Genomic DNA, 25,413 nt, shown 5'->3' on the forward strand with positions numbered 1-25,413 from the left:
TCAGTCGAGCGCGGTGCCGTGCTGCGCCAAAGAGCAGGACGGCTGCTCGTAGTCGATGAGCTCGGTGATGGTCGGATGGTCTCCGCATACCGGGCAATTCGGATCTCTCGGCGGCAGCTTGATCGTGTGGAAGTCTCCCTTGAGCGCATCGAACGTGAGGAGCCTTCCTGTCAGAAGCTCACCTATGCCGCAGATGTATTTTATGGCTTCAAGCGCCTCGAGGCAGCCGATAACACCGGCAATGGCACCGATGACGCCCGCCTGCTTGCAGGTCGGCACGGCATCCTTCGGCGGCATGTCACGGAAGACGCACCGATAGCACGGTCCTTCACCTGGAACGTACGTCATGAGCTGGCCCTTGAAGCGGATGATGCCGGCATGCACGAAGGGCTTTCTGCCCATCACGCAGGCATCATTGATCAGGAACTTCGTCGGGAAATTGTCGACGCCGTCGATAACGAAGTCATAGCCGGCAATGAGGTCGGCGATGTTCGAGGAGTCGAGGAACTCGCGATACGTCACGACGTTCACGCCGGGATTGATATCGTGCAGGGTCTCTGCCGCGCTTTCCACCTTCGGCTTGCCGATGTCGGACGTCCCATGGATGACCTGGCGCTGGAGGTTCGAGAGCTCGACCTCATCTGCATCGACGATGCCGATCGTGCCCACGCCAGCCGCACCCAGATAGAGCGCAGCAGGAGCGCCGAGGCCACCAGCACCGATGATCAGGACCTTGGCAGCACAGAGCTTCTTCTGGCCCTTGACGCCGACCTCCTTGAGGATGATGTGGCGCGAATAGCGCTCGAGCTCGTCAGGCGAAAATGCCATATCAGCAGCCTCCGCCCATGAAATAGAGGAATTCGACCGTATCCCCCTCGTGGAGCGCCGTCGTGGCAAAGGCGGAATGGTCGACGAACCCCTCGTTCACCGCGACCGTCACATATTCCGCGTTCTCCACCTTTTCGTCTGCGATGAGCTGGGCAAGCGTCTCCCTCTCGGGCACGCTCTTCTTCTCTCCGCCTACCGTGATGTTCATGGCTGTCCTTCCTGCATATCCAGACATCAGCTATGCACTATTCGTCTTCGAGCTTCTTCACGTCGAGGTCGTAGGCGCCGTCCTCTGCTTCCTTGAGAGAGAGCACCTTCTGTCCGTCATCGGCAAAGCTCCTCGGCACGTTCTGCATCGGTTCGCCTGCCGCCAGATGCACCCTCAGCACCTTGCCGATCTCGAGCTCAGCAAGCGCTGCCTTCGCCGTCACGAATGTCATCGGGCACACCAGGTCCGTGATATCGACGGCATCTGCTATCTCGTAGGGTTCCTGTGCCATCGCTCTCTCCTTGCTGCTATGCCACCGGGGCTGGCGGCTCGACCTCTACCGAATCTGCCTTGGGGCATCCCTCAGGCGCTGCCTCGTCGTAGGCCTTCCTGATTACCGGCACGAAGCTCTCCCAGCCTTCGCGGTCGAGACAGAACTTGAAGCGGTCGCCGGGAATTGCATGGTCGTCGTACCACTGGATCGTCGCATCGGCCACGGCGAGCAGCTGCTCGTCGGACTCGACCGGCGGCAGGAGCTTCCTGCCCCTCGTGATGTGGTTGCCGAAGAGGCCGCCGAACGTGAGGTTGTAGACCGTCTGGTAGTTCCAGGAGGCGACCGGGCACTTCTGCGAGCACTTGCCGCAGGAGACGCACTTCGTGTAGTCGACGACGATTCTCTTCCCGTCATCCGTGATGGCGCCCGGCTTGCAGACCTTGGAGCAGATGCCGCAATGGATGCAGGCATCCGGCTTCCACTGGACCTTCCTGCCGCCCTTGATACCGAGATCGTTCTCCTCGGCCTTGAGGCAGTTGTTCTGGCAGCCCGTGACGCCGAACTTGAACTTGCCCGGAAGATCGCGTCCGAAGTAGCGCTCATCGAGCATCGTCGCGACCTTGTAGGAATCGATATTGCCGGAGGGGCAGACAGCAGATCCCTGGCAGCCTGTGACCGTGCGCACACGCGCACCGCAGCAGCCCGGCTCGACGCCGTATTCTGCGAGCAGGGCCTTCACGGCATCAGCGTCCTCAACCTTGATGAAGGGGATCTCGATGGCCTGGCGGCTCGTCAGATGGATGTAGCCATGGCCGAAGGCGTCAGCCACCTTGGAGATGCCGATAAGCTGGCGGGCATCCAGATGTCCTGCCGTGATATGGAGGCGCAGCGAGTAGAAGCCTTTCTGCTTCTGCGCCATGAAGCCGCCCTTCTTGAGCGCGGCATTGTCGATCTTTGCCATGTCCTCTCCCCTCTCCAGCCGGAGCTGGTCATAAATTTCAGCATAGGCGCCCAGATGGGCTCTCCCCTACTACCTCTTTTCTATGTTTGGCTATCGCTTTGGCAGATTGCAGAATTCATTGTTTCCTATATAGAGACCCCTGTCAGCCACGCCCCCCCGGAAGAGACAGGCCGAGAGCAGCTGCGGGATGTGCGACAGGGACAAAGGAGCTGCATCCCGGAGCGCCTCCAGATCCTGAGCATCCCAGCCTCGGGGCATCGCCTTCTTCCTGTGTCTGGGAGCGCCGTCTGCCAGCAGCTGGTACGGACTGCCGGGCCGTCCGCTACAATGCAGGAGATAACCGCCGTCTTGCCGAGGAGCTCCATGCGCGTCATCAAGAGCATCAACAACAATGCTGCCATCTGCGTAGATGGCAAGGGACGCGAGCTCATCGCGCTCGGAAATGGCATCGGCTTCGGCACGGTTCCCCGCGAGGTCCCACTCTCCGACATCAAGCGCACCTTCTACGGCGTCGACCCCAAATACCTGGGACTTGTGAGCGAGCTTCCCGAAGATGTGCTCGAATTCGCGGCACAGCTTGCAGACCTTGCCCGTTCGGGACTTTCCTACGAGCTCTCGCCGAACCTGCCTGTCACGCTTGCCGACCATGTCGCCTTTGCAATCAAGCGCGCCGAAGAGCATATGGTCGTCGAGATGCCGCTTGCCTTCGATGTGCAGCAGAGCTATCCGGCCGAGTACCGCATCGGCGAGATGGCAGTGCATGGCATCGAGCGCACCTTCAGCGTGCATCTTCCCCGTACGGAGGCTGTCGGCATCGCCCTCTCGATCGTGAACAGCGCCGTCTCTGCAAGCACCCACGATACGGAGCGCCAGCAGATGACGGAACGCCTGATCGAGGGCAGCACGAAGATAGTGGAGAGGCGGCTCGGGATCGAGGTCGAGCGCGATTCCTTCGACTATGCCCGCTTCGCGACCCATATGCGCTACCTGATAGGCCGGCTGATCTCTGGCGAGCATGCCTCTTCGGGCGCAGCCGCCCTGCTGCCGGAGCTTCTGGAGCGCTACCCGGAAGTGTCTTCCTGCGGCAATGCCGTCGCAGACTATCTCGGGCAGAATCTCATGAAGACGCTCGACGAGGAGGAGCGGGTCTATCTGATCCTGCATGTGAACCGCGTCTTTGAGCGCGCGACGGCAAAACGTCTCTAGCACCCACCGTTCACGGTAGAAATCCGACCGTTCGCCTCTCGGTGCCCTGCATCCTGCTTCCGACAGCCCTATTCTCTCCCATGCATTGGGTGCTACGCACTGGACTTCGCTCCACGAGGCATTACCAAGGCTGGGACGCACAGATTCTGTGTGCCCTGCTGCTCTGGTATGGCTCGGGGGGCATTTTTTGTATGCAGCTATCCTCCGAAGCCGGAGGATGGCGCCTCCTCCAGAAGCCAGAGCAGATGGAGTATCTGGTCACGCTCTGATCTGGGAGGCAAGAGATGGCAGACAACGAACGCATTGCCGCAGAGGTCCTCGACGCTGTCGGCGGCAAGGACAACATCACAAGCATCGCGCACTGCATGACAAGGCTGAGGATCAACCTGAAGGACGAATCGGTCCCCGACGACGACAGGATCAAGGCTATCAAGGGAGTGCTCGGCTGCCAGTGGTCGGGTGGCCAGTATCAGGTCATCATCGGCCAGAACGTACCCAAGGTCTACGATGCGATCGTGAAGCTCGGCGTCTCTGCCGGCGGCGCGATTGACGAGAACCTCGATGACGACAAGCAAAAGGAGCCCTGGTCGGCAAAGCGTGTCGGACAGGCAATCCTCAACTATCTCTCGAAGACCATGGTCGCTGCCATCCCTGTCATGATGGGCGCAGCAATGTTTCGCACCATCGCTGTCATCGCAGGCCCAGGCATGCTCAATGTGTGGTCTGCCGACTCCGAGATCTATAACCTGTTCTACAACTGGATCTACGACGCCGGCTTCTACTTCATGCCGATATACCTCGGATACTCGGCAGCACAGCAGCTTGGCGCCTCGAAGATGCTCGGCATGATGATGGGCGGCATCCTCATCGCGCCTGATTTCGTGAACATCGTCACGGCCGCAGCCGATACCGGCCAGGCCTTCACGTCGGTCTATGGCATACCCGCCATGCTCAATACCTACTCATCGACCGTGCTTCCGATCCTTCTCTGCATGCCTGTGCTCTGGCAGGTGGAAAAGCTCTTCAAGCGCGTGATTCCCGACATGCTCTCCACCGTCTTCGTGCCCTTCCTCACAATGTTCGTGATGGTTCCCGTCGGCCTCTGCGCACTCGCCCCGATCGGCTCCGTGCTCGGCAATGCATTCGGCAACCTCATGTTCTCGTTCGGCAACGCCGGCGGCATCGCGACCATCCTTGCTCTCACGATCATCGCTGCCCTCTGGGAGTTCTTGGTCATGACCGGCATGCATCAGGTGCTTCTCATGCTTGGCATCATGCAGCTTCTGACGCTCGGCTCCGATTCCTGTGTCATGGTTGCCGGCGGCATCGCCCAGTTCGCGACCTGGGGCATGGCATTCGGCGCCTTCCTGAGGCTCAGGGAGCCCGATGAGCGTGGCGCCAACCTCGGCTACTTCCTCTCGGGCATTCTCGGCGGCGTCACAGAGCCTGCGCTCTATGGCTGCGGCTTCAAGTACACGCACTGCTTTGCCGGCATGATCGCAGGCGGCGCTATCGGCGGCGCTATCGCAGGCATCTTCCATGTCACGACCTATGTCCTCGGCGCCACCAACATCCTGGGTGTTGTCGGATTCGTTGCCGGAGGCACGTTCAACATGGTGATGGGATGCATCGCCTCTGCTGTCGCCTTCATCGCTGCCGCTGCCATCTCCTACAGCTTCGGCTTCACGAAGGAGCAGCTTGCAGCTGACCGGCAGGCCGCAGAAGAAGCTGCTGCAAAGAAGGCAGCCCTCAAGGCATAAGATGGATGAGCAAGCGAACAGAGAGGATGGTTGCACATGAAGCGTCTGCTTCTGAGAGCTGACGATCTGGGATACAGCTACGCCGTGAATCTCGGCATCGTCCGTGCCGTGAAGGATGGGGTCATACGCTCCGTGGGGCTCATGCCGAACATGCCGGAGGCCAAACGCGGGCTCTCCTGGCTCAGAAACGAAGACATCGCGATTGGCCAGCACACGAATGTCTGCCTCGGCACGCCGTGCGCAGACCCTGCGACGATTCCGAGCCTCGTGGACGAGAACGGCCAGTTCAAGAGCAGCAGGACCTTCCGCCAGAGCTTCAGGGAGGGCATCGACTTCGTCGACTACGACGATGCGGTGCGCGAGATCGAGGCGCAGCATGCCCGCTTTGTCGAGCTTGTGGGCAGAGAGCCGGACTACTTCGAGGCACATGCCGTCATGTCGAAGACGCTGAACCAGGCAATCTCTGATGTGGCAGCAAAGCACCACCTGAAGGAGCAGAAGGCCTCCTTCGACCCCGCAAACCACGTGCTCTGCGGCACGACCGAGGTCCGCATGTTCTGCGAGGACATGCTGCCACCCGAGCAGTACCATCCCGCAGTCTTCATCCGGCGCACGGCAGAAGGTCTCAAGGACGGCGAGACCGGAGTCATAGTGCTGCATCCAGGATATCTCGATGCCTACATCCTGGAACATTCCTCCCTCACGCAGAACCGTACGAAAGAGGTCGATGCCCTGATCGATTCTGACCTCAGAGCCTGGCTCGAAGCGCAGGAAGACCTCGAGCTCATCGACTATCGGGATATCGCCTAGAGCGAGGCATCATCCTCAGCAGAAGGCAGCACTGCAGACAAGCAGGGCTGCCTTCTCGCTTTGTCCGAACATATCAATCAGACTGCCCTTTCTGCCTCAACGCGAGCATGTAGCGCGCAGAGCGTCTGTCGCTCTGCTTCGTCAGGACTCCGGCATCCGTCAGCTGCTGAAGTATTTCCCGTACGCGCCGGGCGCTCAGACCAAGGGCTCCGGCAACCAAGGAAGCACTAATTTCTTCATGCTCGCCGAAGAGTGCCCATATTGCAGCCATCCTATCGGCGGCTTATCGGCGGCTTATCGGAGATAGCCGCCGATAGACTGGCTTGGCGAATCCCCAGCCCCTGAAATGGCATGGTATACGGGCATTCACGCACCGGTGTCTGTCATGACATCGGCAGAGCTGCAGTGTCACTCCTGGCACCGAGGGGCGCAGAAACACGTTGCCGCCATCTTCCTCGAACCCCAGCACAGCACAGATTTTGAAAGCACATGCCGCATCGTCGCCGCCCAGGATGGATGGACGGCCAAAAAGGCATGCCCTGAATCGGCGGCAGACACTCGCCTTCCGGCCAGGCCGCAGAAAAGACCTCAAGAGAGGGCACGGATCCGTCCCGCTTCTGCCAGGAACGTTCTCCATCGCTGCTGCCTATCCATGAGGCTGCAGGAGGTCTGAAATCAGATGCCGGACTAGCCCTGCGCCCCGAAATCGCAGACCGCGCCGATTGTCCGAGCAACCTTCTCGAGGCCTTCGGCATCGGCAGCCGAGAAGCGGTTCTTGAATGTGCTGTCGATATCGAGCACGCCGACAAGCTGTCCTTTGCTGTGAATCGGCACAACGATCTCAGACTGGGATGCGCTGTCGCAGGCGATATGTCCCGGGAAGGCATGAACATCAGGCACGAGCTGGGTCTTGTCTGTCTGAACTGCCGTGCCGCAGACGCCTTTGCCAACAGGGATATGCACGCAGGCCACCTTGCCCTGGAAGGGGCCAAGCACGAGCTGGCCATCCTTCATCAGATAGAAGCCTGCCCAGCTGATGCGCTCCATTGTCTCGAAGATGAGTGCAGAGGCATTCGGAAGGAAGCAGTACCAGGCAGGATCTGCCTCGGCAATGGATGAGATCTGTTCGCACAGCAGTTCATAGTCGATCATGCCAGCTCCTTGGTATTGCGGGTTTTCGCCAGTATGCTGCCATGAGGCTGCATTGTCCATCGCAGGAGCAAAGGACCATAACTGGCTGGTTCCTGGACCCCCTATTCCGCGTGCCCCTTCCGCCATTCCGGCAGACTCCTGCCGCGCCAGGATGCAGAGGCCCTGAGGAAGCTGCTGAGCTCGAGATAGCCCAGAAGATAGGCAATCTCTCCAGTGTCCAAGGCGGCAGCAGACAGATAGTGCTTTGCAAGAAGCTCGCGTGCATGGTTGAGCTGCTTCTGGAACGTCGTGCCTTCGTCTGAGAGCCTGCGCTGAAGCGTGTGCCTGCTCACGCCGAGACGGCGCGCAATATCGTCCGCGCCGCACTCTCCTGCCGGCAAAGCCTCGATGAGAGCACTCCTGACATGTGCCGGGAACGACTCGTCCGTCTCGAGCTCTGCAAGCCTGCGTCCGAGCTCGGGCTCGAAATAGCTCCACATCGCATCGTCTGCGCTCACGAACGGCATATCCCTGTCGGACGAGGCAAAGGACAGGATATTCCTCGGTCCCACCTCAACGGCGCATCCCAGATAGGCTGCAGACGAGCTGTCTTCGGGCACTTCCTGCATCTCGGCTGCGACAGGCGAGATATCCTGCTTCGTGGCCTTGCCGATGAGGTTCACGAGGAAGGCGAATTCCACCTCGACAAGGAATGCTGGCATCCTGAGCTCTGCATCCCCGCAGATCATCTCGACCGAGAGCGTGCCTTCCCCTTCATGCACGATGAACTCCATAGGTCCGATGAGTCGCTTGCAGCGGGCAAGGCGCCCGATGCATGCCCTTCCATCGTGCGAGCAGTAGGCTGCACATATCGGAGGGCTGGACTGCTCGATCCCTTCCGCCGATGCCATCTTCACGGCAGCGTCCTCATCATCTGCCAGCCTGTCGACAGCCTCCATGAAGGCAAAGTACCCTGACACTGTCATGCTCGGCGTCTACGCGAAAACGTATCCTTGGGGACTCCTGCAGCCCCTCAGGGCTTCCTCTGCATTGATACCGAAAGAGGCAGGCATGCGCGGATATTCCCTGTCCAGGATATAGCGCTTCAGCCATAGCCCTGCATGATCCAGCTCAGAATCTTCTCGTAGCCCTCCCAGGCCGTATCCTGCACAATCACACCGTGCTCGGCCTCGGAAGCTTCTTTCGCGGCGAGACGCACGCAGTCGTCGTAGTTCAGGTCCTCGATCGTGACCTGGGCACCTTCCTTCGCGATGTTGTCGTAGCGCGTCTTCGTTGTGCCCTTCGGCATATACACGACCACCTTCTGGTGCAGGCGCTTCGCTGCCCAGGCGACGCCGCGGCCATGGTTGCCATCTGTTGCCGTGAAGAACGTGGCCTGGCCGAAGTCATGCTCGAGCTGCTCGCTCGTCAGATAGTCGAAGCTCATCTCGGAGACATCCTTGCCCGTCTCCTCTGCGATATAGCGTGCCATTGCAAAGGAGCCGCCGAGCGCCTTGAAGGCATTGAGGCCAAAGCGGTAGGACTCGTCCTTTACGAAGAGGCCGCCCAGGCCCAGGCGCTCTGCCATGCCGGAAAGATTGGCAAGCGGCGTCACAGACTACTGCGGGAAGCTCTGGTGGAAGGCGCTGGCCTTCGAGACATTCTCGAGCGACATGATCTCGAGATTTCTGTCCCCGCTCTTCGGCATCCTATTGGCAACCCACTTGATTTCAGGCTCCATCATGCATCATTCCATACATATTGTCTTGCAACAATACTTTTTGTTTGTCTCTTCTCATTAAAGCAGAGTACTAACTATTTGTAAGCATATCTGACACACATTTAGTTTCATCCGCGAACGGCAAAATCAGGGGTGCAGATGGAAAAGCCGGCTCCGGAGCATCCAGAGCCGGCGAAAAGGCTACTTCGTGTAGTCGTAGAAGCCCTTGCCCGCAGCGACACCGGTCTCGCCGGCATCGATCTTCTCCTTCAGGAGCGAGACGATCCTGTTCTCGGGCGTCCCCTCCTGCTGGGCTGCCGGATTCATCCGGCCGATGTTGTAGGCCGTGACGAGACCCACGATATCGAGGATGCGGAAGGGGCCGGCAGGAGCGCCCGTGCCGAGCCTCCAGGCAAGATCGATATCCTCTGGCGAGCCGACGCCTGTCGCCCAGAGCTTCTCCGCAGCATTGAGGAACGGCACAAGCATGCTGTTCAGAAGATATCCCGGCTGCTCCTTCATGACCTTCAAGGGGACCATGCGGATCGAGGCAGCAAAGGCACAGACGAGCTCGAAGTTCGCAGGGTCGGTCTTGCTCTGTGCCATGACTTCGGCAGAAGGGTTCTTCCAGATCTCGTTTGCGAAGTGAAGGGCCAGATACTTCTCAGGCCGCCCTGTCGCCTCGGCAAACTGGCTTGGCAGAAGCGTCGAGGAGTTTGTTGCCACGACGGTACGCTCGGGCAGGCGCTTCTTGAGCTCCTCGTAGAAGGCTGTCTTCTGTGCCGGGTCCTCTGCGACGGCCTCGATCACGAGGTCGGCATCCCCGAAGGCTTCATCCCAGTCGGTCGTGAGCTTGAGATTCTTGTAGGCATGCTCGACGGCAGCCTTCGCCTCGTCGATCTTCTCTGGCGACACTTCGTCTTTCCCCATGAATCCATAGGCGTAGACCGAAGGGTCGGTCCTCAATGCTTCGAGCGATGCGAGATATGTCTCATGCAGGCGGTCGATCTTCGGCTGGCAGCGGCCGATGGAGCCCTCCGAGCGCAGCCAGATCGTCACGTCGTAGCCCCGATAGGCGCTCTGGAAAGCGATCTGGCTTCCGAGCACGCCGCCACCGGCGACCGTGACCTTCTTCACGTCCTTGATATCCATGTCTGACCTCTTTTCTTCCGATTGGCGCCACAGCGTGCTTGCCTGGCTTCCCAATTGATGCGGCTGGAATCAGCGGCAGGGAGGCCGTGCCTCCCTGCCTTGAGCGGAGCATACCCGCAAATGATATCATTCTAACAATAGTTAGTATCGTTTATTAAAAAGTCTCGGATGCATCCTCAGCTGCTTCCTCCTGGAGAAGCGACAGGCGCTCGTCGCCTGCGATCTGCCCTCTTGCGTAGGGCGTGTCCTCAAGCGGCAGCCGCCAGCGGAGCTCGCCGTCGAGCTGGTGATGGGCATTTGCGACCGCAGGCGCGGTGCCGATTGTCGCGATCTCGCCGATGCCCTTGCCGCCGTAGCTTACCGGCAGGAGGTGCTCCTTCTCGACGTAGATGGCATGGATGTCAAGGATATCGGTTGCATGCAAAAGGCCGAGCGTGCCGTACTTGTACTTGACCTGGGGCACGCCGTCCTTCAAGGGGAAGCGCTCTGTCAGGGCATAGCCCATGCTCATGAGGACGGCGCCCTCAATCTGGCCCTGGATCGCGATGGGATTCACGACCTTGCCATGATCATGCGCAGCCCAGATCTCCTTGATGCGGCCCCGGTTCTTGCCCTTGTCCTCGAGCATGACGACCGTCGAGGAGAAGCCCTAGCAGATATGGCTCTTCGGATTCGTCTTGTCGGCACCGAGCTTGTCCGTCAGCTCGAAGTAGACATAGCCGAACTCGTGGCCTTCGAGGGCAGCAAGCGCGGCGACCGGTTCCTTCGGATGGATGCCGTGCCCTGCGACAAACACAGTTCCGTCTGCATAGCCGACCCCGTCATACGTTGTGCCGTCGTCGTACTCGATCGTCTTGCCGTCGCCGTGGGCACGTACCGGGCCTTCCGCGACAGGCTTTCCTGCTTCGACTGCAAGCATCGCATCACGCAGCAGGAGCGCGACGCCACGGGCTGCCTCGCCCGTGACGACCGTCTGGCGCGAGCCCGACGTTGTGCCGGAGTCGGGCGCCATCTCGGTCGAGCATTCGCCGTTCGCGAGCGCCGAGAGCGGAAGCCCTGTCGCCTCTGCCACATCCTGCAGAAACACCGTGTTGCAGCCCTGACCGATATCGGAGGTCACCGAGTAGACGACCGCACGGCCATGCTCGACCTTGATGTTGGCACGGCCGCATCGGGCAGGCCGACGCCCAGGTTCTTCATCGCGCAGGCAATGCCGGCATGCTCCTCGTTCTTCTCATAGACATCCTTCACGGCGAGAAGCGTCTCCTTCAGGGCTGTCGAGCAGTCTGCAATCTGGCCGTTCGGCAGGGCCTTGCCCGGCTCGATAGCATTGCGGTAGCGCATCTCCCAGGGGCTGATGCCTGCCTTCTCGGTGAGAAGGTCGATGCAGGTCACGAGCGCGAACTCCGTCTGGCAGACGCCGAAGCCGCGAAACGCTCCTGCAGGCGGGTTGTTCGTGTAATAGCCAAAGCCCCTGATATCCGTGTTCTGGTAGGTGTAGGGACCGACCGCATGCGTGCAGGCACGCTCGAGGACCGGGCCGCACAGGCTTGCATAGGCACCTATGTCGAAGTTCGCTTCGCAGTCGAGTCCCGTCAGCATGCCATCCTTGTCGCAGCCGAGCGTGAACGTCACATACATGCAGTGGCGCTTCGGATGGAAGTCGATCGACTCCTGGCGCGTGAAGCGGCACTTGATGGCGCGCTAGAAATGCACAGCTGCAAGAGCAGCAAGGTGCTGCGCCGAGACATCCTCCTTGCCTCCGAAGCCGACGCCGACGAGCATGGTCTCGACGACGACCTTCTCAGGCATCTTGTCCCAGCCGAACATGTGGGTGACTTCCTTGCGCGTATCGTAGGCACCCTGGTCGGTGCTCATGATCTTGACGCCACCCTTGTACGGGAAGGCGACTGCGCACTCAGGCTCGAGGAATGCATGCTCCGTGAACGGTCAATGCCCAGCCGCAGACGCACGGAGCTTCCTGTCTATCCCTTTCGGACGAGATTCCTTTCTGAATCTTTCTGCTATAATTCAATAACCCTATGTTTGTCTAACAAACTTTCTGTTTGTTTCAAGCCTGAGGAGCTCGGCAGGCAGATCGAGGAGCATCTCCCATGCATGCAAACGACATCGAATTCCTGAAGCGTCTCGCGAAGGGCATTGCAGCCCAGTTCGGCAAGAACTGCGAGGTCGTCGTCCACGATCTGAAGTCACCCGACCCGACAAGCACGATTGTCGCGATCGAGAATGGCCAGATCTCGGGCAGGAAGGTCGGAGACGGCCCGTCGAATGTCGTCCTGAAGGCACTCAGAAGCGACCCCTCGAAGCTCCATGACCACCTCGCCTACCTGACGAAGACGGAGAACGGCAAGGTGCTGCGCTCCTCGACGATCTTCTTCCGCGACGAGAACGGCGAGCCCGAAGCCATCTTCGCGATCAACTTCGACATGACGCTGTTCATGGCAATGAAGGACTTCCTGGAGGACTTCACGGCGCTCTCGAGCAGCATGTCGCAGGAGCCTGAGACCATCCCCCACAGCGTGACCGACCTGCTTGACGAGCTCATCGAGCAGAGCGTCCGCATCGTCGGCAAGCCCGTGGCGCTCATGACAAAGGAAGACAAGGTCAAGGCTATAGGCTTCCTCAATGACTCCGGCGCCTTCCTCGTCACGAAGGCAGGCCAGAAGGTCTGCACGTATTTCGGCATCTCCAAGTACACGCTCTACAGCTACATGGACGAGGCGAAGAGCCAGAAGGGCGACCAGTAGGCACATCCTTCCTGTTTCACATCAGCTCTACGACGAAGGGGACGGCCGAAGCCGTCCCCTTTCTCATGACATGCACTATGAAGGATGCCGCCTATTCCTTATTCTGCTTCTCCATCTTCTCCTGCTGGAGCTCGACGGCAGGCGTGCCCTTGGCTGCGCTCTCGTAGAGGGCAGAGATGCCTTCCTGGGCAATCTGCTGAGCACCCTTGACGGCCTCCACGACATCGGAATCCGGGCCGCCCTTCGGCAGGACGAGGTTCAGGATGATAGCGACGATAGCGGTGATGATCACGGCAGAGTCGCCGAAGACCGAAGAGATCCACTCTGGCATGCCGGGGCCGGCAAGGCAGCCGTCCGTCATCGCGATGCCCATGCCAAGAGCGACCGAGAGGCCAACAATCGAGGCATTGCGCGGCGTCAGGCCCCCTCTCGAAACGCATCCTGGCTCTCCCCTCCTCGCCGCCCTGAGCCAGGCCATTGAGACTGCCACCGGGACAGCACCGCAAATGGGCATCTTCACCGGCTATACGGATTCTGCCATCGTGGCAGGGCTCTGCTATAACAAGAACTGCATGTCCTATGGACCAGGCTCACTTGAGCTTGCCCACAAGCCGAACGAATATGTGCCGACAGAAGACCTGGCCCGTGTCCGTGCCGCGCTCTCGGAGCTCCTGAAAGCCTCCTCTATGCGCTGCGGCTGCTGAGCGCCTGTCCTCCCCGGGACTTCAGCATCTGGCCTTCTGCCACCTCGAGCACACCACCGACAAGCACATAGCGCATATTCGTGCCCGAGCCGCTCTTCGGCTTCTCGAAGATGCAGACATCGGCACGGTATCCCGGACGGAGCCTGCCACGGCCTCTGATCTGATAGCGCTGGCAGGGCTCGCCAGAAAGCCGGCAGATGCCCTCCTCGAGCGGCAGCTTCGTTCTGTCGCCGAGGCACTCTTCCATATCGGACACGCCTGTGCAGTCCAAAGGCGCCCGGTCGATCTGCACGCCTGCCGCATCCGCTGCCATCTCGAGGACTCCTGGTGCCATATCGTCCGTGCCATCGGTGCAGAGCGCAAGCATCCCGCCATACTTCTCGAGCACCTGGCAGAGCGCCTCTGCGCTCACCTCGTCGATGCCAGCTGTGACAGAGGCTGCCAGCCCGAAGGCGCCCTGCTCCAGCTCCTGCGCAAGGAGGCCTGCCATTGCAGCAAGGACGCTGCCATCTGTCATGCTCTCCCGTGTCCGCGCCTGCATCTCGAGCGATGCGAGCGGAATGAGGAGGCCCTTGTTGATGAGACGCTTGGCAAGCACCCCTGCTGCCACATCCTCGGACATCGCTGTTATCTCTGTCGTGATGCCCTGCAGGAGCCGCTCCTCGCGCGTCTGCCCCGCATCGGCAAAGACCGGTGCCGCAACGAATCCCGGCGACACGATGAGGCCATGGGCATCGAGCGCGGCATCTCCAGGATGCGATGCAAGGCCATAGCCCACATCCGCAATCCTGCCGCCTTCGATGCGGACATCGGCGCAGTAGCGCGGCTCCCCCGTGCCGTCGACCACAACGCCATCCCTTACAAGCAGAGATCCCATGGTGGGCCCCCTTTCCGGATTGCGGACAGGAAGCGCATTCCCGTCCATCTTCTGCTCCATCATTCCCAACTGCCATTTCCATGCCATTGCAGCATGGGTCTCACACCGTGAACAGCACGCACCCAGTCAATGACAGGAGCAGAGGGGGACGAAGGGAAGCAGCAGGTGATGGCAGCCTTATATAAGGCCTGTATGGCGGGAACGATGAACATATATTTTCATCGCTACTCGGACGAACCTATGCTCAGGATGCCGGCAGAAGATAGGCCAAGTTCCAAGAAAGGCAGGCACCCCATGAATCCTGAACATCTGCTCATTGCAGCCCTCGTCGCACTCCTTCTCATCTATGGTCCGAACAAGCTCCCGCAGCTCGGAAGCGCTCTGGGCAAGACCGTCAAGAATGTCCGTGATGGCATGGAAGGCACTAGCGAAGAGGCAGCAGAGCCTGAAATAGAAGATGCCGAGGACGAGAAGCAGGACACCGGCAACAAGGCCGCATAGGACAGCACCGCGTGCTGCCCTGCCCCGTTCGGCCCGCAGGGGGAAGCGCGAACCAGGCAGATTCCCTTCCACAGGCCCGTCCAGAGAACTGCCCTATGCGACAAGCTCCGCCAGGGTCGCGCCATCTCGGAAGTGCGTGCGGCAGATCTCTTCTACAGCATGCACTTCCTCGAAGCGTCTGCGCGCTGCCTTCTCGTCGCCGTACGCCAGCCAGGCGCCACGGCAGGTAGGGACCTGTCCTGTGCAGAATCCTTCGACATCTTCGAGCGGATAGCCGAAAAGGATGCCCATCTCATGCGGAAAGCGGCAGCTGGAGGCAGGCCCGCCGCTCCCTGGACCATGCATGCCATTGAAATACCGGGCAAGCTTCTGGCGCACAGAGCGCACCAGTGCAGCTGCATCCTGCACGCAGAAGCCGGAATGCTCGAGGAAGCGCCGCTTCTCGGCATCTGCCAGAATGTCCTGGACAAGGTCCGCGCGCCAGGCAAGCAGCATGGTGCGGCATGAGAGATCCTGGACGACAGCCAAGCCGATGCCGGCAGCTGCCAGGCCCTCGCGGTAGGCGCTCACGATGCAGCGGATCATCTGGCTTCTGAGCTTCCTGTCATCTGCGCTCCAGCAGAGCTTCGGCGCAAACGAGAACAGCGCCAGAGGCTTCGTCCCTTCGAGCACGCCGGCTGCACACTTCACGAGCGTCGTGGCGAAGTCATGGCAGAGGATGCTCTCCGCCGTGCTGCATCCCGGAATCTCCGCATAGCGTGCGCCTGCTTCCATCGCTTCTACACCGCACATGGACACCATCCCTTCCGACTCTCTCTGTTGCTTAAAATAGTATGCTCTGGTTAACTTATAGGCAAGCAGCATGGTATAGCTCAGCAATGTGTTGCCTATGGTTTACTTATTGAATCGCCCAGGCAGGAGCCTGCCTGCCCCTTGGAGCATGCTATGAGACATCGGCACACAGAAGAGCTTGTCCGGGGATGCTGGGGCGCGCATACCGGAGGCCATGGCGGCCTCGAAATACTCAGGCATATCGGTCCTGGCCTTCTCGTGACCGGAGGCTTCATCGGCCCAGGCAACTGGGCATCCAACATGGCAGCAGGATCCAAGTTCGGCTATGCGCTCCTCTGGGTCGTGACGCTCCCGACGCTCATGCTCAAGGTCGGCTGCATCCTTGTTGCCACCGTCTCGCTCGCCCTTCTTGCCACGAATTCCTACCGGCATATCGAGCGCTGGTCATCGGCTTCGTCTCGCTCATAGGCCTCGCCTTCCTGGCAGAGCTTGCGCTCGTCGCGGTGGCATGGCCTCAGGCCGCCCAGAGCTGGATTGCGCCTTCGCTTCCCGCTGGTTCCGGCCCCATTGTCATGAGCGTCCTCAGTGCTGTCGTTATGCCCCACAGCCTCTTCCTGCGCTCCGAGGTCATCCAGAGCCAGCACTTCAAAGGAAAGGGCGAGGCAGATATACAGGAGAGGCTCAGGTACGAGTTTGCCGATACCCTCTTCTCCATGATCGTGGGCTGGGCCATCAACTCCGAGATGGTCATCCTTGCTGCAATGACCTTTTTCCAGCAGGGCATCGTCGTGGACGACCTCGCCGCAGCTGACACGTTCTCCCCCATCCTCGGCCCGGGAGCACGGCTCATCTTCGCGCTGGCGCTCCTCTTCGCCGGCCTCTCGAGCAGCATCACGGCAGGCATGGCAGCAGGCACGATCTCGGCCGGCGCCTTCGGAGAGGAATACGACATCCATGACCGCCACTCGACAGGAGGCATCGCTCCCTGCTTCGTCTTCGCGCTCGTCGCCTGTCTGCTCGTCGAGGATTCCTTCCAGGGCCTGCTGATCAGCCAGGCGCTTCTGAGCCTCCAGCTTCCGATTGCGGTGTTCCTGCAGATCTATCTCACAAGCTCTTCTGAGATCATGGGCGCCTATGCGAACAGCCTGCCTCTGAAGCTCTGCCTTCTCGCTATCGGCATCTTCGTGACCGTGCTCGACGTGCTGCTCATGCTATGAAATCGGGTGCAGAAGAGCCCAGCCGGCACGGGTCAGGGCCTTCCGCAGAGAGATATTCCGGCATCCGGCTGCGCAGCCTTTCGATGCAGCCACCCAAGAGAGATGCATCCTTTCCGGACCGCTCCTTCCTGCCAAGGCGTCCGTGCGCAGGGACCGCCTCGCCGCAATCAGGAAATGCGAGCCAGACGCCGCGATCCAGAGACAAAGACGATCGGTCCCGGCACCCTGGCATCTCCCCACAGCATAGAATCATCTCGTCCCCAAGAGGAGCCAGGACTCAGGAGACACGACATCTTTCATACCAAGCAAAGGAGGCTGCCATGGCAGACTCGGACAGGCATATGGACGAACGTGCGGTGACCGAAGCCGGAAATCCCGGCAATCCGCAGGGCGCATACGGCGAAAAGATGCTGGAGCGCATGAACAGAAGCCACGCCGATGTCACGATGTGGGCACTGGACCAGCTCGCCTACAAGGCACAAGAGTGTGCCCTCGATATAGGCTGCGGCGGCGGAGCCACGATGGAAAGGCTCGCACGGCGCATCGCGGCAGCAGGCGGCGCAGGACACGTCAGCGGCATCGACCATTCGGAAGTGTCCTGCGAAGCATCGAGGCAGTACAACAGGGATGCCATCCAGGCAGGACAGATGGATGTGACCTGTGCCTCCGTCGAATCGCTGCCCTTCCCAGACGATTCGTTCGATATCGTGACGACGGTCGAGAGCTTCTATTTCTGGCCCGACCCTGAAGCATCGCTCAAGGAGGTTGCCCGCGTCGTGAAGCCAGGCGGACACTTTCTCCTGGTAGCAGATGTCTACCGCACGCCTGGCCTTGCCAAGAGCACGCTCGAAAACATCGAGCACTACCACCTCACGGTGCTCACGCCCGAAGAGTACGAGAAACTGCTCCTTGGAGCAGGCTTCTCCCGCGCAGAGACACATCTGAAGGCGGGCACCACCTGGATTGCCGTCGAAGGCGTGAAATAGCGGCTCTTCGCATCAGGATGCATCCCGGCCGCCCCCGGATAAGGCTCCGGGAGCGGCCTCTCTGTCCTGCGTCTGCCTTACGCCAGAAAGACATCGAGCGCTTCCAGCCCCTTCTGCCAGCGCTCCAGCTCATGCTGCGTATGGGTACCAGGACCGATCTCGTACCTGACCGTGCACCTGTGCACCTCGAGCGCCAGCCCCGTCATCGCAAGCCCTTCCACGACATGGCGGAGCTGGGGCTGCGGTGCCTTTGCCTCGCGGGCACCGACAGAGAGAAAGGCAGAGCGCCCTGCAAAGTCCACATCCCGCACAAGCGCCAGATGCTCCATCGCCTCTGCCCAGCCGGGATACCAGAGCGAACCCGAAAGCGAAGCGCAGGCATCCCAGAAGGGTTCGTGCAGGAAGGCGTAGAGCGCAAAGAGGCCGCCCAGCGAATAGCCAACAAGCGCACGCCGTGAGGGCTCCAGCCCCTTTTCAGCCTCGAATGCATGGCAGCAGCCGATCAGCTCGGCTGCAGTCTCGTCAGCCTTCCCCGCATAGTCCGGACGTCCCCGGAAGGGCGACTCGACTGTCCAGGGCGTCAGGTTCTCATCCCACGACGCCACCGGCACCTTCACGACCCGAGCCCCGATCCCCTCGCAGGCAGGCTCGATCGAGAACGGGAATTCGGGAGCATCGACCGCATAGATAATGGGAGCCGATATGTCCTCTCCCCCATGCACAGCCGCCATCTCGCTCTGAGCGATAGCCATCTTTCCCATGGATGTCCTCCTCCGCCATCTGCTTCAGGCTTCAAGCGTATCATGGGCCCGAAGCAGCCGGACAGAGCTTCTTTCCTCTGCATCGAAAGCCGCCCCTGCCCAAGGCCGACAGAAAGCTTCTGATGAAGCGTCCCTGTCAAGAAAAGCTCTGTGTACAGAGAGTCCGCCAATGCCTGAGGTCCCAAATCTGCCATCAGCATCTTTCCAGCCTGCAGCGGTTGCCCGGTCGGGAAGGAGCTGCCCATAGCCCGCATCTTCGTCCAAACGGTTCATGGCATGCCATGGGGTGCAGGCGCCGCTGCCACCTTCTCGGGCTTCCGGGATATGGGAGCTGAGATCGTGCCGCTCTCTGCAGACGAAGGCATCCCCGGAGGCACTCCCGAAGATATGACCGTAGACAGAGTCGAATGCGTACGGCGCCGTCTCCATGAGCTTGGCTGCACGGTTCCCTCGGCCAGCTATCCAGAATCCCTTCAGAGCCATCTCGGACGCAGGGTCTGGCGTTCCACCATCAATGCCGTATCCGGCCATCCTGAATCCTGGCCGGTCTTTGTGAAGCCAATCGAGGAGAAGCGCTTCGGCGGCAGGCTCGTGAAATCGGCCCATGGCCTGATTGGCTGTGGCACCTGCAGGGAGAATCCAGACACATTCTGCAGCGAGTCTGTGAGCTTTGTCGCCGAGTGGCGCTGCGTTGGCCTGCGTGGCCAGAATCTCGATGTGCGCCGCTGCCGCGGTCCCGGGGACCAGCTGCCCGATCCGGCTATTGTGCGCTTCTCCCTCTCGGCAGGCGCGAATTCCCTGTCAGCCACATGGAAGGAAGAGGCATCTTGAAGAGACCCTTAGAGCGTCCTCATCCAGTCGGCGGCAAGATCGGGCCAGCATTGCATGAGCGGCTGAGGCCTCTTCCCTTTCTGCACGGTATCGGCTGTCCCCAGCGACAGTCCATGCCCGCCATACGGGAAGATATGGAGCGTGAACGAGACGCCAGCATGCCTATACGCTTCAGCCAGAAGGAGGCTGTTCTCTACCGAAACCGATGTGTCCTCGAGCGTATGGAAGATGAAGGCAGGAGGCGTATCCTTTGTGATCCTGTTCTCGAGCGAGAGCTTCTGCTTCAGCTCTTCGTCGTCGCCGCAGAGGTTGTCGAAGGAACCTCTGTGCGCATATGCACCTGACGTAACGACGGGATAGCCGAGGACGAGGCCACAAGGACGCATCTCCTCTGCAGCGGCACCCACACGCCCAGAAAGCCAAGGCTCCTGCCACTTGCAGCCAAGATCCAGGGCCAGATGTGCTCCCGCAGAGAATCCCATAAGGAAGATATGGCCAGGGTCGATATGGAACGCCTCTGCATGGCGCTTGAGATAGGCAATCGCTCCTGCCACCTGGACGAGCGCCACAGGATAGCGCGCAGGCGCGCAGCTGTAGGCAATGACACAGGCAGCAAAGCCACGGGCAGCCATCTGGAGCGCTACCGGCTCTGCCTCACGTGCCGACACCCGCGCATAGGCACCGCCCGGAAGGATTGCGATACAGGGCCGTCTCACATCGGGATCGACCTTGTCGAGGACATCGGGGAAATAGGTCTCGATCCGTGCCGGCTCTCCCGCTTCGGGAAGTGCAATCTGGTCTGCATACGGCACCTTAAGCGCCACCTTGCCTTCTGCCGATATCGTCACATGGAGCATGTGATCTGCCTCCTGCATCGCTGCCTGTGCATGCCATACGTTCAGGCATTGTAAGCCACTGCTATTGCTGTCCTGTGATGTTCCTGGAAGCCTGACAAGAACAAAGCTGAAAGGAGCCGCCTTCGGACCGCAGCACGAGGCAGCGTCTTCGAATAGAAAGCCGTCCGGAAACCTTCAAGCCCCGCCTGCTTCATCGAGGCTGGGTGCGAAGGCTTAAGCAGAAGAGATGGCAGACACAGCCGCACCGGCAATGATGGGCCCATAGCCAAAGCATCCGGCAGCGCAGAACCAATCCCCTCGCTGCATCCATCCTGTATCCAGAAAAGGGCCGATGCTGGCCGAAAAGCATGGGCAGCAAGGCTGCTGTCCGAAAACAGACGCTCCCCCTAGTCACAAGAATTCGGATTTCTAGGTAGCGATTCGGTCCCAGAATGGCAATCCATACAATACGATCCATGGAAAAAGGCTGCTCAGGCAGCCTTTTTCCATGCCTGGGCCATTGACGCAGGTCTCCCTGATGAGCTCGAATTCTAGGTATGTTCTAGGTCTGCATGAGGAGGGGCGATGGCCGGGAGGTATGCGGTCCCCGCCGAGATCAGGGCCATGAAGCCGAAGGGCACGATGGTGAAGAGGATCCCGGGCGGATACTACGTCTACGAATACTCGACGGTGCGCGGCGAGGACGGGCGCCGCAGGACGAGGATGGGCAGCTGCATCGGCAAGATCGACCCCGCACGCGGCTTCGTCCCGAACTCCTCCGCCCTCAGGGCGCAGGAATGGCGGACCCTCGAGTTCGGCCAGTGGGCGGTGGCGGACGACCTCTCCCAGGGGACGCATGCCCTGCTCCGGGAGTTCTTCAATGCAGACGATGCGGACAGGATATACGTCGTGGCCCTGTGCCACTTCGTGGAGGGGCTCACCTACATGAAGGACGTGGAGGGGCTCTACGAGATGAGCGTGCTGTCGCTGCGCTATCCGGGGCTGCGGCTGGGAAGGGATGCGGTGTCGGCCCTCTACGACGACCTGGGACGCAGGGATGGCCCCGTGATGGCCATGCAGAGGGCCCTCGCGGAGCGCTGCTCGGGCGTGGTGGCGGTCGACGGCCATGCCGTGGGCTCGTGCCCGCGCCTGAACGGCCTCGCATCGAGGGGCTGCAGGTTCCCGAAGCTCGGGGAGCCGCAGGCCAACCTGCTCACGGCGCTCGATGCCAGGACCGGCATGCCCATCTGCTCGAGGTTCTACGAGGGCAGGGCCACCGACCGGATCGCGGTGAGGGACCTGCTGCGCCAGGTCCCCTTCTCCGGGGCCATCTTCCTCGCGGACAGGGGCTTCAGCGGCACCGGGAGCGAGGCCCTATTCACGGAGCGGGGCAACGACTACGTGTTCCCGCTCGACAGCTCCGACCCCAGGTGCAGAGAGGCGGTGTCGGACCTCTGCCTCCCCGGCCAGTTCTCCTGGCAGGGGGGGTCCAAGACGACGCTCGTGCAGTATGCCGAGCGCAGGCCGGACGGCAGGCGCGTCATCGTCTTCCGCGACCTCCTCGAGCAGCTCGAGACCCAGGCGAACTACCGCCGCCACCTGGACCGCGGCGACGGGGGATGCACCGAGGAGGGGCTCATGGAGATGTCGCCCTACATGGGCCTCTACGTGCTGCAGACGTCGCTTCCCGAGGAGGGGCACGGCGCGGCGTCCATCTTCTCCCTCTACAAGGAGCGCTGGACGGTGGAGACCTACTTCGACTACTTCAAGAACGGGCAGGACGGCCATGCGCTCTGCCAGCAGAGCTACTGCCGGCAGCAGGGCCTCGCGTTCGTGATGCTCGTGTCCGGGCTGGTCGAATGCGGGGTGAGGAAGTCCATCGCCTCGTCCGGGCTCGGGATGTCCGTCACCGACGTCCTCATGGATGCAAGGGCGGCAAAGGCGGACCGGCTCGGAGATGCCTGGGTCATCAACAACTGCCTGAAGAAGCGGGAGGCGCGCTTCAGGAAGCTGGGCGTCGCGCTCGAGGCGGTGCCGGACCGGAAGGGGCAGCGGCCGGCTACCTAGAAACCCGCATTATTGTGCCTAGAGTGGTCAGACTCCAGGCGGTTGATATACATCATGAGGTAGAGCATCTCCTCGCTCGTGAGATGCCAGCCGTAGTTCGCGGCGAGGTACTCCCCCACCGCGCTCGCCATATCAAACGACGCGGGAAAATCCTTCGCCACCTGATTCAGCAGGGTGGCGTCCTCCTGCATGACGGCGGTGTTAGTCGCCAAGCGCTTGATGAGATAGCGCAGATGCGCCACAAAGCGCAGGTAGCCGTGGGCGGTGCGGTCAAGCTCGCCCATGCGGCTCTCGATGAGCGCGATAATCTGGTCGATAATCTCGACGCTTTTCATCACACTCTGAAGATTGGTTGAGAAGGTGGCCCCGTCACCCTCGGCGTTGACGATGTGGAGGGCGATGGCGCAGGCCTCGACCTCAGGCAGATCGTAGCCGCTGTGCTGCTTCATGATGACGAGGCCCTGCTTGCCGAGAGCGTACTCGCGGGGGTACACAAAGGGAATCTCACCCGCGAGCGGGTTCTCAATCACCACACCCCGAGCGTAGCGCTCAGCGGGAAACTGCAGGTGGTCGGCGAGAGTAAGGTAAAGGTTGGGATTGAGCGTGCAAGACAGTTCCTGCTCGGCCATGTGCACGATATCCATGACGGCGGCGATGGTCTCCGCGGAAAGCGAGCCGATGGTCTTGAGTAGGTCGCTGCCCACGTGATGGAACACCCGCTGGATCTTGGACTCATCGTCAAGCACGTAGGGCGTCTTGGGGAATCCCACACCCGTGGCAAAGATCACCAGCTCGTTGCCCTGCTCATCTCGGGCGAGAGCAGCGTTGTGATTGATTGCCTTGGTAATGAGCATGAAAAAACTCCCCTGAGAACAGCTACGGCGATACGGAAACCTCCCCCTGAGGCCCCGACCGCACGTGATGTCTCCCGAGGAGTGACACCGTGCAAACACGGGGTAACTATAGCGAAACCACCCATGTCGCCGCTGTCGGTAAACGCATTATTCCGCTACCGGTCACTTTTCGCCGGTGAGCGCGCCCGGCGTCCCTATAACGCATCCGCCGCAGCGTCCGGCGCCTCTCCTGCCACCGAGACGAGTGCTTGGTCGAGCTCAGATGCCAAAGACGCTCCCGCGCGATGCACGACGAGCACCGCCTGCGGGCAGAGAAACGGCACTTGGAAGGAAAGGTCCCGTTGCCGTGCGGCCTCATCGCCGGCGCGCATGTCCACCACCAGGTGGCTGCCGTAGAGTGCGTGCGCCCCCTCCTCCTCCACATGGGCGAGGGCGGGATAGTATGCGGGACCCCAGATCATCTCTGCCGCAAAAGCTGCCGCCCGAGCAACGTCGCGCGCACGTGCGCCATCCTCCGGCTCAATAAGCACCTCAAACGCTGGGGCGCGCGCCTCCCGCGCTGCATCGCAGGAGAAGGAGAGGCACCATCTCGCGAACTCCTTGAGGGCATCGATGTCCTGACCGAGCACGGCCACACGGCACGTGCCCGAGGCGCCGAGCCGCTCTGGCAGCACGCGCCTCCCCTGATCGCTCTTCTCGACGGCATCCACGCTTTCCTCCGTCCGCCGCCCCTCGTCTCAACATGGCCCTAAGCATAGCGCGAACCCCGCGCCGATTCGCGCGCAAACCAGCCTCGCGAACCCATGTGACCAGAACACATGGAGGCGGATGCCCGAACCGAGGGCGCGGCACGCACACACGGCCTACGCGCCCAAGCAGGTGATGGGTATCACATACAGCCTGTCCTCGACCTTGCGCGCGTATTCGGAGACCCCCGTGAGTACCGCCTGCATGGGTTCCGGCCCATTATGGTTTTTCCGGCAATGTCGTTATAGATTTTCCGGCTTTCTCGTTATAGATTTTCCGGGCACTCAGAAAGCGGAGAAGCCTCAGGCGGACGGCTATACAGAGCAAGCGGAGCGCTGACCGCCGTGTTCCCGTGTGCGAGAATGCCCCTTTCTACCTTTCTCAGAAGCCTGAAAGTGGCGTTCCCGCACACGGGAATTCTAGGGGGCGTTGGTGTAGAACGGAAGCAGCCGGGGCCGGACGGAACGCCGGCGACGACCAGCGTCGGATGGTTGGAGAAGCGGCGCGCCCGGTTGCCCGAGCGCGCCGCCCCAAGGTTCTACGATGACGTGTTTCGAACCCGTCCCAAAACGTGACCAAAACGTGAAACGCTCGCTCCAGAGGTAAAATGCAGTCCACTCACCGAAACGGCGTGTAGCCTTAGCGGGTAAGGAAGCGATTGCCACGATGCGCGCAGAGCCGCCCCGCACCCGGCGCACCACGACCACAACCCCGCTCGCCGCCGTGAAGCGCTATGCTTGACATCTGTACCACCGTCCCGATCGGAATCCCATGACGTACCGCCCCTACCAGTCCAAGCGAAACCGCGCGACCCAGCAAGCCATCGGCGATGCGCTGCTCGACCTTCTGCGCAACCGGCAATTCAGCGACGTCACCATCACTGAGCTCTGCGAGGCGGCTGGCGTCTCGCGCCCCACGTTCTACCGACATTTTGACGCCATGGAGGACGTGCTGGAATACTACGCGCAGCGCCTCTTCGACGACTCGAACGCGCGAGTGCGGGGCATGGTTGGCCATGGCAACTCTGGCCGCGCCATCCTAGAGGCGTTCTTCGCGAGCTTCCTGCCCTATCGGGAGCTCTTCGAGGTGATACGCCGAAACGGGCTCTTCGGCCCGCTCATGGGACACTTGTGGATCCTCATGGGATACCCTATCTGGCAGGGGGACGCCGCCGATGCGCCACAGGGCGATATCGACCTCATCGTCTACAACGGCGGCGGCGCCTTCTCCCTCGCCATCGCTTGGGCCGCGGGCGGCATGCAGCGCACCCCCGGCGAGATGGCCGATACCGTCATCCGCGCCTCCGAGTTGGCACGCGGCACCTTCGCCCCGGGATACCATGCGTTCAGCACCCTTGTGCAGAACGCCGTCGCAGACCGCGCCGGGGCGCCAGCGGCCTGCGGCCGCGAAGAAGCCTGAAGC

30 protein-coding genes and 1 pseudogene are annotated in these 25,413 nt (G+C 61.0%); 12 read left to right on the forward strand and 19 right to left on the reverse strand.

Features of this window, described 5'->3' with window-relative positions:
* From VXJ24_RS03755 to VXJ24_RS03770, 4 genes are read right to left on the reverse strand one after another with little or no spacing between them, the layout of a single operon-like run.
* On the reverse strand, nt 1-828 hold the full coding sequence (locus VXJ24_RS03755; RefSeq protein ID WP_330971586.1) for a HesA/MoeB/ThiF family protein: 828 nt from the start codon (nt 826-828) through the stop codon (nt 1-3).
* Nucleotide 829: 1 nt separating this feature from the next.
* Nucleotides 830-1,036 carry a sulfur carrier protein ThiS gene (gene thiS / locus VXJ24_RS03760; protein WP_330971587.1) on the reverse strand — a complete coding sequence of 69 codons (207 nt, stop codon included), beginning with the start codon at nt 1,034-1,036 and terminating at the stop codon, nt 830-832.
* Between the two features lie 37 nt (nt 1,037-1,073).
* Nucleotides 1,074-1,328, reverse strand: a complete 255-nt coding sequence (locus VXJ24_RS03765) for a sulfurtransferase TusA family protein (protein ID WP_330971588.1) — start codon at nt 1,326-1,328, stop codon at nt 1,074-1,076.
* Between the two features lie 16 nt (nt 1,329-1,344).
* On the reverse strand, nt 1,345-2,271 hold the full coding sequence (locus VXJ24_RS03770) for a 4Fe-4S binding protein (RefSeq protein WP_330971589.1): 927 nt from the start codon (nt 2,269-2,271) through the stop codon (nt 1,345-1,347).
* 363 nt (nt 2,272-2,634) lie between these two features.
* Between VXJ24_RS03770 and VXJ24_RS03775 the strand changes: the two genes are divergently transcribed.
* The 3 genes from VXJ24_RS03775 to VXJ24_RS03785 all read left to right on the forward strand — a co-directional run bounded on the left by VXJ24_RS03775 (nt 2,635) and on the right by VXJ24_RS03785 (nt 6,047).
* Nucleotides 2,635-3,477: a PRD domain-containing protein gene (locus VXJ24_RS03775; protein ID WP_330971590.1), complete on the forward strand. Its 843-nt coding sequence runs from the start codon at nt 2,635-2,637 to the stop codon at nt 3,475-3,477.
* A gap of 284 nt (nt 3,478-3,761) precedes the next feature.
* Nucleotides 3,762-5,237, forward strand: a complete 1,476-nt coding sequence (locus VXJ24_RS03780; protein WP_330971591.1) for a PTS transporter subunit EIIC — start codon at nt 3,762-3,764, stop codon at nt 5,235-5,237.
* Between the two features lie 36 nt (nt 5,238-5,273).
* Complete coding sequence (locus VXJ24_RS03785) at nt 5,274-6,047, forward strand: ChbG/HpnK family deacetylase (protein WP_330971592.1); 774 nt, start codon at nt 5,274-5,276, stop codon at nt 6,045-6,047.
* A gap of 687 nt (nt 6,048-6,734) precedes the next feature.
* Here VXJ24_RS03785 and VXJ24_RS03790 read toward each other — a convergent pair.
* The 8 genes and pseudogenes from VXJ24_RS03790 to VXJ24_RS03825 all read right to left on the reverse strand — a co-directional run.
* On the reverse strand, nt 6,735-7,199 hold the full coding sequence (locus tag VXJ24_RS03790) for a GAF domain-containing protein (protein WP_330971593.1): 465 nt from the start codon (nt 7,197-7,199) through the stop codon (nt 6,735-6,737).
* Between the two features lie 101 nt (nt 7,200-7,300).
* Nucleotides 7,301-8,164 carry a helix-turn-helix domain-containing protein gene (locus VXJ24_RS03795; RefSeq protein WP_330971594.1) on the reverse strand — a complete coding sequence of 288 codons (864 nt, stop codon included), beginning with the start codon at nt 8,162-8,164 and terminating at the stop codon, nt 7,301-7,303.
* 119 nt (nt 8,165-8,283) lie between these two features.
* Nucleotides 8,284-8,793 carry a pyridoxal-phosphate dependent enzyme gene (locus tag VXJ24_RS03800; RefSeq protein WP_330971595.1) on the reverse strand — a complete coding sequence of 170 codons (510 nt, stop codon included), beginning with the start codon at nt 8,791-8,793 and terminating at the stop codon, nt 8,284-8,286.
* A 3-nt stretch (nt 8,794-8,796) separates the two neighbouring features.
* The gene (locus VXJ24_RS03805; protein WP_330971596.1) at nt 8,797-8,922 is read right to left on the reverse strand and encodes a hypothetical protein; all 126 of its coding nucleotides are present in this window, start codon (nt 8,920-8,922) and stop codon (nt 8,797-8,799) included.
* A 177-nt stretch (nt 8,923-9,099) separates the two neighbouring features.
* Nucleotides 9,100-10,050: a 3-hydroxyacyl-CoA dehydrogenase gene (locus tag VXJ24_RS03810; RefSeq protein ID WP_330971597.1), complete on the reverse strand. Its 951-nt coding sequence runs from the start codon at nt 10,048-10,050 to the stop codon at nt 9,100-9,102.
* 154 nt (nt 10,051-10,204) lie between these two features.
* Nucleotides 10,205-10,678 carry a molybdopterin cofactor-binding domain-containing protein gene (locus VXJ24_RS03815; protein WP_330971598.1) on the reverse strand — a complete coding sequence of 158 codons (474 nt, stop codon included), beginning with the start codon at nt 10,676-10,678 and terminating at the stop codon, nt 10,205-10,207.
* A 21-nt stretch (nt 10,679-10,699) separates the two neighbouring features.
* Nucleotides 10,700-11,170, reverse strand: a complete 471-nt coding sequence (locus tag VXJ24_RS03820; protein ID WP_330971599.1) for a molybdopterin cofactor-binding domain-containing protein — start codon at nt 11,168-11,170, stop codon at nt 10,700-10,702.
* Nucleotides 11,167-11,934: pseudogene (locus VXJ24_RS03825) on the reverse strand (molybdopterin cofactor-binding domain-containing protein); the annotation flags it as partial. The gene VXJ24_RS03820 and the pseudogene VXJ24_RS03825, both read right to left, overlap by 4 nt.
* 230 nt (nt 11,935-12,164) lie before the next feature.
* On the opposite strand from VXJ24_RS03825, the gene VXJ24_RS03830 reads away from it, so the two are divergent.
* Entirely contained in the window at nt 12,165-12,818 is a 654-nt protein-coding gene (locus VXJ24_RS03830; RefSeq protein ID WP_330971600.1) for a helix-turn-helix transcriptional regulator, read from the forward strand.
* Between the two features lie 91 nt (nt 12,819-12,909).
* Here VXJ24_RS03830 and VXJ24_RS03835 read toward each other — a convergent pair whose 3' ends face one another.
* Complete coding sequence (locus VXJ24_RS03835; protein WP_330971728.1) at nt 12,910-13,308, reverse strand: hypothetical protein; 399 nt, start codon at nt 13,306-13,308, stop codon at nt 12,910-12,912.
* Here VXJ24_RS03835 and VXJ24_RS03840 point away from each other — a divergent pair.
* Nucleotides 13,190-13,522, forward strand: coding sequence for a M20/M25/M40 family metallo-hydrolase (locus VXJ24_RS03840; RefSeq protein ID WP_330971601.1), 333 nt, complete (start codon nt 13,190-13,192; stop codon nt 13,520-13,522). The genes VXJ24_RS03835 and VXJ24_RS03840 overlap by 119 nt on opposite strands.
* Here VXJ24_RS03840 and VXJ24_RS03845 read toward each other — a convergent pair.
* Nucleotides 13,503-14,399, reverse strand: a complete 897-nt coding sequence (locus tag VXJ24_RS03845) for an amidohydrolase family protein (RefSeq protein WP_330971602.1) — start codon at nt 14,397-14,399, stop codon at nt 13,503-13,505. The genes VXJ24_RS03840 and VXJ24_RS03845 overlap by 20 nt on opposite strands.
* Nucleotides 14,400-14,693: 294 nt before the next feature.
* Here VXJ24_RS03845 and VXJ24_RS03850 point away from each other — a divergent pair, with 294 nt between their 5' ends.
* A complete protein-coding gene (locus VXJ24_RS03850) occupies nt 14,694-14,900 on the forward strand; it encodes a twin-arginine translocase TatA/TatE family subunit (protein WP_330971603.1) in 207 nt (68 codons plus the stop codon).
* 93 nt (nt 14,901-14,993) lie between these two features.
* Here the strand turns inward: VXJ24_RS03850 and VXJ24_RS03855 are convergent, their stop codons facing one another.
* Entirely contained in the window at nt 14,994-15,692 is a 699-nt protein-coding gene (locus VXJ24_RS03855) for a DUF3793 family protein (protein ID WP_330971604.1), read from the reverse strand.
* A 153-nt stretch (nt 15,693-15,845) separates the two neighbouring features.
* On the opposite strand from VXJ24_RS03855, the gene VXJ24_RS03860 reads away from it, so the two are divergent.
* The 3 genes from VXJ24_RS03860 (at nt 15,846) to VXJ24_RS03870 (ending at nt 17,895) form a co-directional block, all read left to right on the forward strand.
* A complete protein-coding gene (locus tag VXJ24_RS03860; protein WP_330971729.1) occupies nt 15,846-16,160 on the forward strand; it encodes a divalent metal cation transporter in 315 nt (104 codons plus the stop codon).
* An 11-nt stretch (nt 16,161-16,171) separates the two neighbouring features.
* Nucleotides 16,172-16,909: a divalent metal cation transporter gene (locus VXJ24_RS03865; RefSeq protein ID WP_330971724.1), complete on the forward strand. Its 738-nt coding sequence runs from the start codon at nt 16,172-16,174 to the stop codon at nt 16,907-16,909.
* 320 nt (nt 16,910-17,229) lie between these two features.
* Complete coding sequence (locus VXJ24_RS03870; protein ID WP_330971605.1) at nt 17,230-17,895, forward strand: class I SAM-dependent methyltransferase; 666 nt, start codon at nt 17,230-17,232, stop codon at nt 17,893-17,895.
* 77 nt (nt 17,896-17,972) lie between these two features.
* On the opposite strand, the gene VXJ24_RS03875 is transcribed toward VXJ24_RS03870, so the two are convergent.
* Entirely contained in the window at nt 17,973-18,656 is a 684-nt protein-coding gene (locus VXJ24_RS03875; RefSeq protein WP_330971606.1) for an alpha/beta hydrolase-fold protein, read from the reverse strand.
* Between the two features lie 276 nt (nt 18,657-18,932).
* On the opposite strand from VXJ24_RS03875, the gene VXJ24_RS03880 reads away from it, so the two are divergent.
* Nucleotides 18,933-19,487 (forward strand): ATP-grasp domain-containing protein, encoded by a 555-nt coding sequence (locus VXJ24_RS03880; RefSeq protein WP_330971607.1) that lies wholly within the window; start codon nt 18,933-18,935, stop codon nt 19,485-19,487.
* Between the two features lie 8 nt (nt 19,488-19,495).
* Here the strand turns inward: VXJ24_RS03880 and VXJ24_RS03885 are convergent, their stop codons facing one another.
* Nucleotides 19,496-20,344 carry an alpha/beta hydrolase gene (locus tag VXJ24_RS03885; protein ID WP_330971608.1) on the reverse strand — a complete coding sequence of 283 codons (849 nt, stop codon included), beginning with the start codon at nt 20,342-20,344 and terminating at the stop codon, nt 19,496-19,498.
* Nucleotides 20,345-20,908: 564 nt separating this feature from the next.
* Between VXJ24_RS03885 and VXJ24_RS03890 the strand changes: the two genes are divergently transcribed.
* Complete coding sequence (locus VXJ24_RS03890) at nt 20,909-22,390, forward strand: transposase (protein ID WP_330971609.1); 1,482 nt, start codon at nt 20,909-20,911, stop codon at nt 22,388-22,390.
* On the opposite strand, the gene VXJ24_RS03895 is transcribed toward VXJ24_RS03890, so the two are convergent.
* Both VXJ24_RS03895 and VXJ24_RS03900 read right to left on the reverse strand, forming a co-directional pair.
* Nucleotides 22,387-23,244 (reverse strand): PRD domain-containing protein, encoded by an 858-nt coding sequence (locus VXJ24_RS03895; RefSeq protein ID WP_330971610.1) that lies wholly within the window; start codon nt 23,242-23,244, stop codon nt 22,387-22,389. The genes VXJ24_RS03890 and VXJ24_RS03895 overlap by 4 nt on opposite strands.
* Nucleotides 23,245-23,438: 194 nt before the next feature.
* Nucleotides 23,439-23,954 carry a hypothetical protein gene (locus VXJ24_RS03900; protein WP_330971611.1) on the reverse strand — a complete coding sequence of 172 codons (516 nt, stop codon included), beginning with the start codon at nt 23,952-23,954 and terminating at the stop codon, nt 23,439-23,441.
* A gap of 808 nt (nt 23,955-24,762) precedes the next feature.
* Between VXJ24_RS03900 and VXJ24_RS03905 the strand changes: the two genes are divergently transcribed.
* Nucleotides 24,763-25,410 (forward strand): TetR/AcrR family transcriptional regulator, encoded by a 648-nt coding sequence (locus VXJ24_RS03905; RefSeq protein WP_330971612.1) that lies wholly within the window; start codon nt 24,763-24,765, stop codon nt 25,408-25,410.
* Nucleotides 25,411-25,413: the final 3 nt, after the last annotated feature.

Source organism: Olsenella kribbiana, assembly GCF_036408795.1.
GTDB lineage: Bacteria > Actinomycetota > Coriobacteriia > Coriobacteriales > Atopobiaceae > Olsenella_L > Olsenella_L kribbiana.